The sequence below is a fragment of the Blastococcus sp. CT_GayMR16 genome (genome assembly GCF_004570875.1).
Taxonomy (GTDB): Bacteria; Actinomycetota; Actinomycetes; order Mycobacteriales; family Geodermatophilaceae; genus Blastococcus_B.
Window position 1 is genome coordinate 43,980 of sequence record NZ_SPQK01000017.1, and the last position, 13,300, is coordinate 57,279.

A 13,300-nucleotide genomic window follows, 5' to 3' on the forward strand; every position below is an offset into this window, starting at 1 on the left:
AGAACCGTGAGCAGCACCATCGCGCGCCCCGCCGACACGTCGGAGGAGGCAGTCGCCGCGCCCAGGGACGTCGTCCCCGCCGTCCAGCAGGGCCAGATGACCCACCGGCAGATCCTCGAGGCGCTCTCGGGGATGTTGCTGGCGATGTTCGTGGCGTTCCTGTCCTCGACCGTCGTCTCCAACGCCCTCCCCACGATCATCACCGACCTGCGCGGCAGCCAGAGTCAGTACACCTGGGTCGTCACCGCGACCCTGCTCTCCTCGACGGCCTCCACCCCGATCTGGGGCAAGCTCGCCGACCTCTTCAGCAAGAAGCTGCTGATCCAGCTCTCGATCGTCATCTTCATCGTCGGCTCGATGCTCGCCGGCTCGTCGCAGTCGGTGGAGACGCTCATCGCCTGGCGTGTGCTGCAGGGCCTGGGGCTCGGCGGGCTGCAGGCACTGGTGCAGATCGCGATGGCGGCGATGATCAGCCCGCGCGAGCGCGGCCGGTACTCCGGTCTGCTCGGCAGCGTGATGGCGGTCGCGACCATCGGCGGCCCGCTCCTCGGTGGCCTCCTGGTGGACACGAGCTGGCTCGGCTGGCGCTGGTGCTTCTTCGTCGGCGTGCCCTTCGCCGCGGTGGCCCTGGTGCTGCTGCAGCGGACCCTGCACCTGCCGGTGACCAAGCGGGACGTGTCCATCGACTACCTGGGTGCGGCCTTCCTCACCGCAGGCGTCTCGGCGCTGCTGATCTGGGTGACCCTGGCCGGTGACAGCTTCGCCTGGATGTCGACCGAGACCGCCCTGTTCGTCGGCGGCGGGCTGCTCGCGATCGCGGCATTCATCGTCACCGAGCTGCGGGCCAAGGAGCCGATCGTCCCGCTGCGCCTGTTCCGCGACCGGACGACGACGCTGGCCATCGTGGCGAGCATGGCGGTCGGTGTGGCCATGTTCGGTTCGTCGGTCTTCCTCGGCCAGTACCTGCAGATCTCGCGCGGCTACTCGCCCACGGCGGCCGGTCTGCTCACGGTTCCGATGATCGCCGGGCTGCTGCTCTCCTCGACCGTGTCGGGGATCCTGATCACCAGGACCGGCCGCTGGAAGCACTTCCTCGTCGCCGGCTCGATCCTCGTGGTGGCAGGCTTCGCGATGCTGTCGACCATCGACCACGAGACGAACATCGTGCTGCTCGGCGGTTTCCTGTTCGTCCTGGGCGTCGGCATCGGCATGACGATGCAGAACCTCGTGCTGGCGGTGCAGAACACCGTGGCCGCCACCGACCTGGGTGCGGCGAGCTCGGCAGTCGCCTTCTTCCGCAGCCTCGGCGGCACGATCGGCGTCTCGGTCCTGGGCGCGGTGCTGAGCACCCACGTCGGCGATCTGATCGTCAAGGGTCTCGCCGCCGTGCCGGGTGCCGCGGCGGCGGCCGCGGGCTCCGGCAGCGTCGGCCTGGCCGACTTCGCCGATGCCCCGCGGGTCATCCAGGACCTCATCCGGGTCTCCTACGGCGACGCCACCGGGCGGATCTTCCTGATCTCGGCGGTCGTCGCTGCGATCGCCGTGGTCGCCATCGTGTTCATCCGCGAGATCGCGCTGCGCACCCAGAGCGGCACCGAGCGGCTGGCGGAGGAGACGGTCGACGCCTGATTCCGAGCGAGCGCGACGGCCCGTCTCCCCTGCGGGAGACGGGCCGTCGTCGTCTCACTGCTCCAGGGCAGCGTCCAGCGTGATGTCGACGCCGGCCAGCGCCTTGCTGACCGGGCAGCCGGCCTTGGCCTCCTGTGCAGCCTTCTCGAACTCGGTGGCGTCGAGGCCCTCGACCCGGCCACGGACGGTCAGCTTGATCCCGGTGATCATGAACCCTCCGCGCTCCTTGTCCGGCCCGAATCCCACGTCGGCGGTCACGTCGAGGCTCTGTGGCGTACCACCGGCTTTGGCGATGCCCCCGGAGAACGCCATGGCGTAGCAGGACGCGTGGGCCGCGGCGATCAGTTCCTCCGGGCTGGTGCTCCCGCCGGCCTCGTCCGACGTCCGCTTCGGCCAGGAGACGTCGAAGGTTCCCAGGCCGGAGCTGGCCAGTTCTGTCCGGCCGGACCCTTCCTGCAGGGTGCCGTTCCAGGCGGTGCGTGCGGTGCGAGTGGGCATGGGACTTCCTCCGGACCGGGCGCTGCCCACTGTTGGACGGCGCATCCTCCGGCCCTTACCCCGGCGCCGTGCGCCCTACCGTCCGCAGGTCAGGTAGGGGCGACCGGGGAGGTGACCCGCTCGGTCAGCAGCCGCAGCTTCGCCTTCAGGTCGTCGAACTCGCCGGTGTCGAAGCCGATCGCGCCGATCATCTCCTCGGAGATGGTGAACGCCTTCTCCCGCAGGGCGCGGCCCTCGTCGGTGAGCGCGATGGAGACCGAGCGCTCGTCCTCGACGCGCCGGTGGCGGGTGACCAGACCGGCGGCAGTGAGACGCTTGAGCAGAGGCGAGAGCGTGCCGCTGTCGAGCGCCAGCCGTGATCCGAGCTGCCCCACGGTCTGGTGATCGGTCTCCCAGAGCAGCATCATGACCAGGTACTGCGGATAGGTCAGGCCGAGCGCGTCGAGCATGGGCCGGTAGCGCGCCGTCACCGCTCGGGAGGCGGCGTACAGAGCGAAGCACAGCTGGTCGTCGAGCGCCACGCTCGGCGACGGCAGGGCGGTCATGCGTGAAGTCTAGGACGCCGGAGCCCGGCGGGTCGCGGCGTCGCCTCTCGGTGGCGTAGCGGCCCGGCGAGTGGACGTCCTGAGGTTGAGCGGAACAGACTCAACTTGGTATCCGTTGCACCCAGCGACGACACGCGGCCGGCAGTCCCGGTCGCCCGACAGCCGAGAGGACGCGCGCCCCCGACCATGGAGAGCAAGCTCACCACCCGTTCCCAGGAAGCCATCGCCGCCGCTCAGCGGCTCGCCGTCGACCGCGGCCAGGCGTCGCTGGAACCGCTGCACCTGCTGTCCGCGCTGCTCGAGCAGACCGACGGCATCGCCGGCCCGCTGCTGAAGGCGGTCGGCGCCGACCCGGCCGACGTGCGCGCCAAGGCCGAGGCCGCGCTGCGGCGCATGCCCAGCGTGAGCGGCGCGACGGTGTCGGCCCCCTCGCCGTCCCGTGAGCTGCTGCGCGTCATCAACGCAGCCGGGGAGCAGGCCAGCGCCCTCGGCGACGAGTACGTCTCGACCGAGCACCTGCTGGTCGGGCTGGCCGGGTCCGAGGGCGAGGCCGGGAGCGTGCTGGTCGGCTCCGGCGCCACCCGCGACACCCTGCTGGCCGCCTTCCGCACCGTCCGCGGCAACCGCAAGGTCACCACGCCGGATCCCGAGGGCACCTTCCAGGCGCTGGAGAAGTACGCCGTCGACCTCACCCAGCGGGCGCGGGACGGCAAGATCGACCCGGTCATCGGTCGCGACAACGAGATCCGCCGCGTCGTCCAGGTGCTGTCCCGGCGCACCAAGAACAACCCGGTACTGATCGGTGAGCCCGGTGTCGGCAAGACGGCGATCGTCGAGGGCCTGGCCCAGCGGATGGTCGCCGGCGACGTCCCGGAGAGCCTGAAGGGAAAGCGCCTCATGGCGCTGGACCTGGCCTCCATGGTGGCCGGGGCCAAGTATCGCGGCGAGTTCGAGGAGCGACTGAAGGCCGTCCTCCAGGAGATCTCCGATTCCGAGGGGCAGGTCGTCACCTTCATCGACGAGCTGCACACGATCGTCGGCGCCGGCGCGACCGGCGACTCCGCCATGGACGCCGGCAACATGATCAAGCCGATGCTGGCCCGCGGCGAGCTGCGCATGGTCGGGGCGACGACGCTCGACGAGTTCCGCGAGCACATCGAGAAGGACCCGGCCCTGGAGCGCCGCTTCCAGCAGGTCTTCGTCGGCGAGCCCTCGGTCGAGGACACGATCGGCATCCTGCGCGGGCTCAAGGAGCGCTACGAGGTCCACCACGGCGTCCGGATCACCGACACCGCCGTCGTCGCCGCCGCGACCCTGTCCGACCGCTACGTCACGGCCCGCTTCCTGCCGGACAAGGCGATCGACCTCGTCGACGAGGCGGCCAGCCGGCTGCGCATGGAGATCGACAGCCGGCCCGTCGAGGTCGACGAGGTCGAGCGCGCCGTCCGCCGGCTCGAGATCGAGGAGATGGCGCTGACCAAGGAGGACGACGAGTCCTCCCTGCAGCGGCTGGCCGCGCTCCGTGAGGACCTCGCCAACCGGCGCCAGGAGCTGGCCGAGCTGACCTTCCGCTGGCAGCAGGACAAGACCGCCATCGAGCGGATCCAGCGGATCAAGGAGGAGCTCGAGCACGTCCGGCTCGACGCCGAGCGCGCCGAGCGGGACGGCGACCTCGCCCGGGCCGCAGAGCTGCGCTACGGCCGGCTGCCCGAGCTGGAGAAGGCCCTGACGTCCGCCGAGGAGTCGGTGCAGACGGGGGAGTCGATGCTCAAGGAGGAGGTCGGCCCCGACGACATCGCCGAGGTCGTCCAGGCCTGGACGGGCATCCCCGCCGGCCGACTGCTCGAGGGCGAGACGCAGAAGCTGCTCCGCATGGAGGACGGGCTGGGCCGCCGCGTGGTCGGCCAGCCGGACGCGGTCCGCGCCGTGTCCGACGCCGTCCGCCGGGCGCGTTCCGGGGTGTCCGACCCCGACCGTCCCACGGGATCGTTCCTGTTCCTGGGCCCGACCGGTGTCGGCAAGACCGAGTTGGCCAAGGCGCTGGCGGAGTTCCTGTTCGACGACGAGCGGGCGATGGTCCGCATCGACATGAGCGAGTACTCCGAGAAGCACTCCGTGGCCCGGCTGGTCGGGGCTCCCCCCGGCTACGTCGGCTACGAGGCGGGCGGGCAGTTGACGGAGGCGGTGCGCCGTCGTCCGTACACCGTCGTGCTGCTCGACGAGGTCGAGAAGGCGCACCCCGACGTCTTCGACGTCCTGCTGCAGGTGCTGGACGACGGCCGGCTGACCGACGGGCAGGGCCGCACGGTCGACTTCCGGAACACGATCCTGATCCTGACGTCGAACCTCGGCTCGCAGCTGATCGCCGACCAGTCGGTGCCGGAGGAGCGACGCCGCGAGGCGGTCCTCGAGGTGGTCCGGACGCACTTCAAGCCGGAGTTCCTCAACCGGCTCGACGACATCGTGGTGTTCCGCGCCCTGGGCAGCGGGGAGCTCACCGGCATCGTCGACATCCAGGTCGGCGTCCTGGCCCGTCGCCTGGCGGCGCGCCGGCTCACCCTGACGGTCACCGACGCCGCCCGGGAGTGGCTGGCGCTCAACGGGTTCGACCCCGTGTACGGCGCCCGTCCGCTGCGCCGGCTGGTGCAGTCGGCGATCGGCGACCAGCTCGCCAAGGCGCTGCTCGCCGGCGACATCCGGGACGGCGACGAGGTCGTCGTCGACGCACCGGAGGACTTCACCGGTGCGGGCGAGGGTGGATTGTCGGTCGCCCGCGGCTGATACCCGCAGGCATCGGGTCGCCGGTGTGGTGGCCGGAGGCCCACCACCCCCTGTGGACGGCGCCAGCAGCCCGGGCGCAAACCGTCCTGCCGTGCCCGGGCGGCTGCGCGCCGCGGACGGACGTCGGGCGGAAGTCCCCGCTGTCGCCGTCGGTCACGAGGAGGCAGCCGATGTCCCTGGGTTCCCGCTGGCGCCGGGTCGACGCCGAGCACTGGGTCCACCGGCTGGGCATGCTCCAGACGACGCTGCTGGTCCTCCTCGCCGGATGGACGGTGCTGTCCGGCTTCGTGGTGGGCCTCGTCGCGGCCGTGGTCCCCGCGGCGCTGGCCGCACTGGCCGGCTGGATGACCGCGGCCTGGCGGCGGGACGAGCCCTGGTCCTGGCCGGCCTGGGTGTGCGCCAGCGGTGCCGGCGCCGTCCTGTCGGCCACGCAGCTCGTGGTCGGCGGTCCCACGTGGGCGAGCTGCAGCGGCCTGGCCCTCGCCGTGCTGACGCTCGTCCTGCTCGCCCACCCCGACAGCCGGGCACGGTGGCTCTCCCCGTCGCCGCCTGCCGTGACACGGTCGGGCGACGACACGCGTGCCGACGCTGGTGAGGGCCGCGGCCGTGGTTCATGATCGCCGCAGTACCGGAGATCGTCGAAGGGCATCGCAGATGACGTCAGGACAGGGCGAGAACCAGCCGGGGGGCCCGTACGGCCCGCCGCAGGGCTGGAACGCACCCCCGCCTCCCGGCCCGCAGTACCCGGGTTACGCGCCGGCGCCCTCGGCGCCGACCGGCTACGGGGGGCCGCAGTCGATGGAACGGCCGACCACCGTGCGAGCGGGCATCGGTGCGTTCGTCGCCAGCCTGCTCGTCGGGTTGATCTCCTCGGCGGTGACGTTCGCCGACTTCGACGCCTTCGTCGCCCGGGCGATGGCAGCCTCCTCCGACACCCCGGACGTGACGGAGGACCTCATCCGCACCTCGCTGATGATCGGCATCGTCGTCGGGCTCGTCTTCGTGGCGCTGGAGGTGCTCTTCCTCTGGTTCGCGTGGAAGGGGCACCAGTGGGCGCGGATCGTCCTCTGGGTGCTCGGCGGCCTGTCCCTGACGTTCGGCCTGATCGGACTCGCCGGCAGCAGCGGACAGACGGGCTTCACCACGTCGATGGGGGCGTTCGGGCTGCTGTTCACCGCCGCCGGGGTGCTGCTGCTCGCGATGAAGCCGTCGAACGAGTGGTACCGGTTCCGCAGCTGGCAGCGGGCGACCGGCCAGGGCTGAGGCGGCCTCAGGCGCGGCTGCGCAGCCGGGGCACCCACGTCCCGGTCGTGCGGGACAGCAGGCTCGTCACGGCGGCCGCCGAGAGCACGAACAGCAGCAGGGACGAGACGGTGATGCCCCCGGCGGCGAGCATGGAGAAGAGGGTGAGGAGCGCGAGCACGAAGCTCGCGGCCAGCCCGATCCAGCGCGCCCAGGGCTGACGGCGCGGCAGGAACCACGCGGCCAGCGCGAGGATCAGGCCGATCCCCAGGTAGGGGATCAGGGCGAGCAGCACGAACCGGCGGGCCTCCGCCTCGGTGACGCCGTCGCCCTCGCTCACAATGCGGTCGACGGTGACCCCGAAGCCGTACCAGAGCAGTCCCGCGTTCACGAGGAGCAGCGCGGCGAGGACGCCCATGGTGATCGCGGCGACCCGCACGGACACGGGCATCACGGACGGCGCGTCGCCTGCAGCAGGATCGTTGCCCTTGGCGGGCTCGGACGCGGCGGGCTGGAGTGGGGTCGGCACGCCGCAAGCCTGACAGACCGACCCGAGGCCGCCGACGGGACGCGGTCGGCCGCGCACCACGACTGCGCAGCCTGCCGGCCATCCGGATCGGGGCCGAGGGGCGAAGCTAGGGCGTGACCATCTCCGTGCAGGCTCCCGCTCCCGTCCCGGGTGCGGCTCCTGGGCAGGGCGGTGGCCGGGGCTCGCGGCGTGCGCTCGGGGCGCTGGCGGGCCTGCTCGCCGCCGCCGTGGCGCTCGGGGCGGCCGAACTGGTCGCGGGCGTCGTCGGCCCGGCGTCCTCGCCCGTCGTCGCGGTCGGGGACGCCGCCATCACCCTGACGCCGGAATGGCTGAAGCAGTTCGCCATCTCCACCTTCGGCGCGAACGACAAGGTCGCCCTGGTCGCCGGGACCCTGATGGTGATCGCGCTCTACGCCCTGGCCGTCGGGCTGCTCGGCCTGCGCAGCCCCCGCCTCGGGGTGCTCGGGATCGCCCTGTTCGGGGGGATCGGCGCGGTCGCCGCCCTCACCCGGCCCGAAGGCGGACCCCTCGCCGCGCTGCCCTCGGTCGCCGGTGCCGCCGCCGGCGCCGTCGCGCTGCTCGCGCTCCTCGCCCCGCTCACGCGGCCGGCCACCTCCACGGCCGAACCTGCCCGGAACGGCCCGCCCGGCGACGAGCGGGTGATCGACCGGATGCGCGGCATGCTCGGATCGGTCGACCGCAAGGGCACGGCGATCGACCGGCGCGGCTTCTTCCTCACCAGCGGCGTGGCCCTGGGCGCGGCCGCCGTCGCCGGGGGCGGCGCGCGGCTCCTGCAGCGTCGCTTCGCCGTCGCCCAGGCCCGGGACGACCTCGTGCTCCCGGTGCCCGCGTCCCGGGCGCCGGCGCTCCCGGCCGGAGCGGACCTGGCCGAGACGATCGACGGCGTCACCCCGCTGTTCAGTGCGAACCGCGACTTCTACCGCGTGGACACCGCGATCGTCGTCCCGCAGGTGCGGCCCGCGGACTACCGCCTGTCGCTCACCGGGATGTTCGACTCCGCCCGCAGCTTCACCCTGGCCGACCTCTACGGCCGCGCCGACCTCATCGAGCGCGACATCACCCTGACCTGTGTCTCCAACGAGGTCGGCGGGACGCTCGCCGGCACGGCCCGCTGGATCGGCGTCCCCCTCGGGGCGTTCCTGCGCGAGAACGGGGTCGGGCCGGGCAGCACGCAGCTCGTCTGCCGGTCGGTCGACGGGATGACGATCGGTGCGCCGACCCGCTCGGCCCTCGACGTCGGGGACGCGATGCTGGCCATCGGCATGAACGGCGAGCCGCTACCCGTGGAGCACGGCTTCCCGGTGCGGATGATCATCCCCGGCCTCTACGGCTACGTCTCGGCCTGCAAGTGGCTGACCCGCATCGAGGCGACCACGTTCGAGGCCTACGACGCGTACTGGGTCGAGCGCGGCTGGGCGGCCGACGGCCCCATCAAGATCGCTGCCCGGATCGACACCCCGGCACCGTTGCGCGCCTTTCCCGCCGGGCGGCGGGCCGTCGCCGGGGTCGCGTGGGCGCAGACCCGTGGCATCTCCCGCGTCGAGGTGCAGGTGGACGACGGCGACTGGATCGACGCCGAGCTCGCACCCGAGGTCGACGCCGATCTGTGGCGCCAGTGGGTGCTGCGGCACGACTTCGCGGCTGGGCGCCATACCGTCAGCGTGCGCGCCACCAGCTCGGACGGCGAGGTCCAGACCGACACGCGGGCCGACCCGTTCCCGGCCGGTGCGAGCGGCCGGCACACCATTCAGGTGGACGCTCGCTGACCGCAGCGCCCCGCCGGGACCGCTTCCGCGGCCTGCGCCCGCCCCGTCCGCGACAATGCGGACCACGGACAGGACAAGGAGCACCAACCACGTGAAGACCACACTTCCCGGCCGCGGCGTCCTCGTCGCCGCCGTCTCCACCCTCGCCGTCACGCTGAGCGCCTGCGGCTCGGACGAGCCATCCGACGGCAGCGCCTCCTCCGGCTCTGCCGCCACCGCGAGCGAGACCGCCGAGAGCACCGCGCCGGCGGCCGCCGCCGGACCGTTCGGCCCAGGCTGTGCCGCCGTCCCCGCCGACGGGCCGGGCAGCTTCGCCGGCATGGCAGCAGCCCCGGTCGCCGCCGCGGCGAGCGCCAATCCGGCGCTGTCGGCGCTGGTGCAGGCGGTCACCGCGGCCAACCTGGGCGACTCGCTCAACACGCAGCAGAACATCACGGTCCTGGCGCCGGCCAATCCCGCCTTCGAGGCCATCCCGGCCGACGCGCTGCAGGCGCTCCTGGCCGACAGCGCCCAGCTGACCGCCGTCCTGACCCACCACGTCATCCAGGGCCGCCTGACCCCCGAACAGTTGGCCGGCACGCACACCACGCTGAACAACGACGAGGTCACCATCGAGGGGGCCGGCCAGAGCTTCACCATCCCCGGCGAGGGCACGATCGCGGGCACGGACGCGTCGGTGATCTGCGGGAACGTGCCGACGGCGAACGCCACCGTCTACGTCATCGACCAGGTGCTCACGCCCGCCGGCTGACCGCGCCCGGATCCGGGCGCTCAGTAGGGTCGGGCGCATGACGGCTCCTGCGCACCTGCCCGACCGCGACCGGCTGCTCGAGCTCATCGTCTCCCTGGCCGTGGTGCACGGGAAGGTCACGCTCTCCTCGGGGCGGGAGGCCGACTGGTACATCGACATGCGCCGGCTGACGCTGCACCACGAGGGCGCGCCGCTGGTCGGCCGCGTGATGCGTCAGCTCACCGGCGACCTGCGCTACGACGTCGTCGGGGGGCTCACCCTGGGCGCCGATCCCGTCGCGACGGCGATGCTGCACGCGGCCGCCGACGGCGAGGGCTGGCTGGACGCGTGCGTCGTCCGCAAGGCCGGCAAGGCGCACGGGCTGCAGCGCCGGATCGAGGGACCGGACGTCGAGGGCCGCACGGTGCTCGTCGTCGAGGACGTCTCCACCACCGGCAGCAGCCCCCTCACGGCGGCTGAGGCGCTGCAGGAGGCCGGCGCGGAGGTCATCGGGGTGGCGGTCATCGTGAACCGCGGCGCCCGGGAGGCGGTCGAGGCGGCCGGCTTCGAGTACCGGGCCGCCTACGAGCTGACGGACCTCGGCCTCGCCTGACCCCGGGAATGATCAGGAGACCTGATCATTCGGGGTCCTGGCTCACCACCGATGCTGAGCCAGGACCCGAAACGATCAGGTGACCTGATCATCAGAGCACGTCGTACGGTTGAGCGGTGACCACGGCAACGGCGGCGTGGGTGACCGAGCTGCAGGACGCGCTCGGCACCGGGAGCGTTCTCCTCGATCCCGATGTCACGGCGGCCTACGCCCGTGACCAGGCCATGCTCGCGCCGGCCGGGATGCCCGCGGCCGTCGTCCTCCCGCGGAGCACGGCCGACGTCGTCGCGGTGATGCAGGTGGCGTCCCGCCACGGTGTGCCGGTCGTGCCGCGCGGCGCCGGGTCGGGGCTGGCCGGGGCCAGCAACGCCGTGGACGGCGCAATCACGCTCGTGATGACCCGGATGGACGCCGTCCTGGAGGTCGCTCCGGCCGACCGTCTCGCCGTCGTCCAGCCGGGTGTGGTGAACAAGGCGCTGCGCGACGCCGTCGCCGGGGTCGGGCTGTTCTATCCACCGGACCCCTCCAGCTACGACTGGTGCACGATCGGCGGCAACCTCTCCACCAACTCCGGCGGGCTGTGCTGCGTCAAGTACGGCGTCACCACCGACTACGTCCTGGGCCTGGAGGTCGTCCTCGCCGACGGTCGCGTGCTGCGCACCGGGCGGCGGACGGTCAAGGGCGTCGCCGGCTACGACCTGGCCCGGCTGTTCGTGGGCTCGGAGGGAACCCTCGGCGTCATCACCGAGGCGACGCTGGCCCTGCGTCCGGCACCGAAGCGCCCGGTCACCCTGGCCGCGACCTTCGCGACGACGGCGCAGACCGGCCAGGTGGTCGAGCGGGTGGTCACCAGCGGCCTGGTGCCCAGCCTGCTCGAGGTCATGGACAACACCTGCATCTGCGCCGTCGACGACCTGCTGAAGGCCGACCTCGACCGCGGCGCGCGGGCGCTGCTCGTTGCGCAGTCCGACGCGGGGGGCGAGGCGGCCGCCGCCGAGATCGCCGCCCTCGCCGACCTGTGCCGCGAGGCCGGGGCGGAGTTCGTGCACACGACCGACGACCCGGCCGAGGGCGACCTGCTGCTCACCGCCCGCCGGATGGCGCTGCCCGCGCTGGAGCAGCTGGGCTCCACGCTCATCGACGACGTCGCGGTGCCGCGGTCGCGGATCGCCGCCTTCCTCGACGGCTGCGACGCCATCGCCGTGCAGCGCGAGCTGATCATCGGCGTCGTCGGCCACGCCGGCGACGGCAACATGCACCCGACGATCTGCTTCGACCCGGCCGACGACGACCAGCGCACGCGGGCCTACGCCGCCTTCGACGACATCCTCGAGCTCGGACTCTCCCTCGGCGGGACGATCACCGGCGAGCACGGGGTGGGCGCGATCAAGGTCGACTGGCTCGAGCGCGAGATCGGCCCGGTGGCCCTCGACGTGCACCGCGCGATCAAGGACGCCCTCGACCCGGCCGGCCTGCTCAACCCGGGCAAGGTGTTCCGCCGGGTGCAGGTCGCGGACCTGGCGGCGGTGACGGGACTGGTCGGCAGCGCCTGAGCTGCAGGACGTCGGTGCCGGGTGCGACCCTGACCGCATGAGCAGGGAGCGACTGGTCGTCATAGGTGGGGACGCGGCGGGGTTGTCGGCGGCGGCCCAGGCCCGGCGCCTGCGCCCGGCGGAGGACCTCGAGATCGTCGTCCTCGAGCAGGGGCCGGAGGTGTCCTACTCGGCCTGCGGGATCCCGTACTGGATCGGCGGCCTCGTCTCCGACCGCGACCGGCTCATCGCCCGCACCCCGGAGCAGTTCGCCGAGAAGGACATCGTCGTGCGCACCGACACCCGGGCCGAGGGCATCGACCTCGCCGCCGGGAAGGTCGTCGCCGCCGGTGGTGAGCGGCTCGGCTACGACAACCTCGTGGTCGCCACCGGTGGCCGTCCGCTCCGCCCGAAGGTGCCCGGTCTGGACGCCGACGGCGTGTACGGGGTGCACCGGCTGGCCGACGGCGCCGACATCCGCGCCGCGATCGCCGCCGGGGCCGAGCGCGCCGTCGTGCTCGGCGGCGGCTACATCGGCCTGGAGATGGCCGAGGTGCTGCAGACGCGCGGGCTGCACGTCACGGTCGTCCTCGCCGATCCGCTCCCGATGGGCCAGCTGGACGACGACATGGGCGAGCGGGTCTGTGCCGCCATGTGCGACATGGGCATCGACGTGCAGACGAGCCAGCCGGTCCGCGAGATCGAGGTGGACGCCGACGGCGTGGTGCGGGCGGTGCGCACCGACGCCGGCAGCTACCCCGCCGACCTCGTCGTCCTCGGGCTGGGCATGGGCCCGGAGGTGGAGCTGGCGCGTGATGCGGGGCTGCAGATCGGGGCAACGGGCGCCATCGACGTCCGGCAGACCCAGCGCAGCCGCTCCCACCCGGAGGTCTTCGCCGCCGGCGACTGCTCCCAGACCATCCACCGGCTGACCGGCGAGGCCATCCACGTCGCGCTCGGCACGCACGCGAACAAGCAGGGGCGGGTGGCAGGCGCGGTGATCGGCGGCCGCCCCGCGCGCTTCGCCGGCGTCCTCGGTACGGCGATGACCAAGGTCGGCGATCTGGAGGTGGCCCGGACCGGGCTGTGCACGACGCAGGCCGAGGACGGCGGCTACGACTTCCGCACCGAGCTGATCGAGTCCTCGACGCGGGCCGGCTACTACCCGGGCGCCGCCCCCATCCACGTCAAGCTGATCAGCGAGCGGGGCTCGGGGCTGCTGCTCGGCGCCCAGGTCGTGGGGGGACCGGGCAGCGGCAAGCGGATCGACGTGTTCGCGACCGCCATCTGGGCGGGGATGACGGCCGAGGAGCTGTCGGGGTCCGACCTGTCCTACGCCCCGCCGTTCTCGCCCACCTACGACCCGGTCGTCGTCGCTGCCCGGGTGGCGAGCCGCGTCGAGCACGGCTGACCC

12 protein-coding genes are annotated in these 13,300 nt (G+C 72.8%); 9 read left to right on the top strand and 3 right to left on the bottom strand.

Annotated elements, in window-relative coordinates; translation table 11 throughout:
- Positions 1-6 precede the first annotated feature (6 nt).
- Positions 7-1,629, top strand: a complete 1,623-nt coding sequence (locus E4P38_RS16870) for an MFS transporter (protein ID WP_245161093.1) — start codon at positions 7-9, stop codon at positions 1,627-1,629.
- Positions 1,630-1,683: 54 nt separating this feature from the next.
- On the opposite strand, the gene E4P38_RS16875 is transcribed toward E4P38_RS16870, so the two are convergent.
- Together E4P38_RS16875 and E4P38_RS16880 are read right to left on the bottom strand one after the other, a co-directional pair.
- Positions 1,684-2,127 carry an OsmC family protein gene (locus tag E4P38_RS16875; protein ID WP_135133111.1) on the bottom strand — a complete coding sequence of 148 codons (444 nt, stop codon included), beginning with the start codon at positions 2,125-2,127 and terminating at the stop codon, positions 1,684-1,686.
- 89 nt (positions 2,128-2,216) lie between these two features.
- On the bottom strand, positions 2,217-2,672 hold the full coding sequence (locus tag E4P38_RS16880; protein WP_135133112.1) for a MarR family transcriptional regulator: 456 nt from the start codon (positions 2,670-2,672) through the stop codon (positions 2,217-2,219).
- Between the two features lie 186 nt (positions 2,673-2,858).
- On the opposite strand from E4P38_RS16880, the gene clpB reads away from it, so the two are divergent.
- From clpB to E4P38_RS16895, 3 genes are all read left to right on the top strand, one after another.
- Complete coding sequence (gene clpB, locus E4P38_RS16885) at positions 2,859-5,453, top strand: ATP-dependent chaperone ClpB (protein ID WP_135133113.1); 2,595 nt, start codon at positions 2,859-2,861, stop codon at positions 5,451-5,453.
- A 170-nt stretch (positions 5,454-5,623) separates the two neighbouring features.
- A complete protein-coding gene (locus tag E4P38_RS16890; RefSeq protein WP_135133114.1) occupies positions 5,624-6,070 on the top strand; it encodes a hypothetical protein in 447 nt (148 codons plus the stop codon).
- Between the two features lie 37 nt (positions 6,071-6,107).
- A complete protein-coding gene (locus E4P38_RS16895) occupies positions 6,108-6,716 on the top strand; it encodes a hypothetical protein (protein ID WP_135133115.1) in 609 nt (202 codons plus the stop codon).
- A 7-nt stretch (positions 6,717-6,723) separates the two neighbouring features.
- Here E4P38_RS16895 and E4P38_RS16900 read toward each other — a convergent pair whose 3' ends face one another.
- Positions 6,724-7,224 carry a hypothetical protein gene (locus E4P38_RS16900; protein WP_135133116.1) on the bottom strand — a complete coding sequence of 167 codons (501 nt, stop codon included), beginning with the start codon at positions 7,222-7,224 and terminating at the stop codon, positions 6,724-6,726.
- A 113-nt stretch (positions 7,225-7,337) separates the two neighbouring features.
- Here E4P38_RS16900 and E4P38_RS16905 point away from each other — a divergent pair, with 113 nt between their 5' ends.
- From E4P38_RS16905 to E4P38_RS16925, 5 genes are all read left to right on the top strand, one after another.
- On the top strand, positions 7,338-9,011 hold the full coding sequence (locus E4P38_RS16905) for a molybdopterin-dependent oxidoreductase (protein WP_209309155.1): 1,674 nt from the start codon (positions 7,338-7,340) through the stop codon (positions 9,009-9,011).
- 91 nt (positions 9,012-9,102) lie between these two features.
- Entirely contained in the window at positions 9,103-9,762 is a 660-nt protein-coding gene (locus tag E4P38_RS16910; protein WP_245161094.1) for a fasciclin domain-containing protein, read from the top strand.
- 37 nt (positions 9,763-9,799) lie between these two features.
- Positions 9,800-10,354, top strand: a complete 555-nt coding sequence (gene pyrE, locus E4P38_RS16915; RefSeq protein WP_209309156.1) for an orotate phosphoribosyltransferase — start codon at positions 9,800-9,802, stop codon at positions 10,352-10,354.
- Between the two features lie 116 nt (positions 10,355-10,470).
- Positions 10,471-11,907, top strand: a complete 1,437-nt coding sequence (locus tag E4P38_RS16920) for an FAD-linked oxidase C-terminal domain-containing protein (RefSeq protein WP_135133118.1) — start codon at positions 10,471-10,473, stop codon at positions 11,905-11,907.
- 37 nt (positions 11,908-11,944) lie between these two features.
- Positions 11,945-13,297: an FAD-dependent oxidoreductase gene (locus E4P38_RS16925; protein ID WP_135133119.1), complete on the top strand. Its 1,353-nt coding sequence runs from the start codon at positions 11,945-11,947 to the stop codon at positions 13,295-13,297.
- The last annotated feature ends 3 nt before the right edge of the window (positions 13,298-13,300 follow it).